This window comes from Shewanella sp. SG44-2 (assembly GCF_014164215.1).
Taxonomy (GTDB): Bacteria; Pseudomonadota; Gammaproteobacteria; order Enterobacterales; family Shewanellaceae; genus Shewanella; species Shewanella frigidimarina.
This window is the reverse complement of sequence record NZ_JACJEU010000111.1, coordinates 1-246: the sequence shown is the minus strand read 5'-3', so window position 1 is coordinate 246 and position 246 is coordinate 1. Positions and strand designations below refer to the sequence as shown.

Annotated in this window: 1 pseudogene; it reads right to left on the bottom strand. The window is 49.6% G+C overall.

The annotated features are described in order from the left end of the window. Positions 1-183: pseudogene (locus H5181_RS20490) on the bottom strand (group II intron reverse transcriptase/maturase); the annotation flags it as partial. Between the last annotated feature and the right edge of the window lie 63 nt (positions 184-246).

Sequence of the window (246 nt, the reverse complement as noted above, 5' to 3'; positions counted from 1 at the left end):
TTCGATGGTCATGCCATCGATGCCCGCCGCGCCTTTATTGGCTTTAACTTGACGCCAAGCTCGGTGTAGATTTTCAGGTTCGAGCAGTTGTTGAAATAGATCGCGGTTGAAGGCCGGTTGCATATCAATACGCTGCCGATAGTAATCGTCTGGCGACGTAGTGGGTATCGACAAGTTTGACAAGACTCCTCCTTCTTCTAAATGTTCAGGCCTTCACCATATCCCAACCATTACGATGGGCGTTGG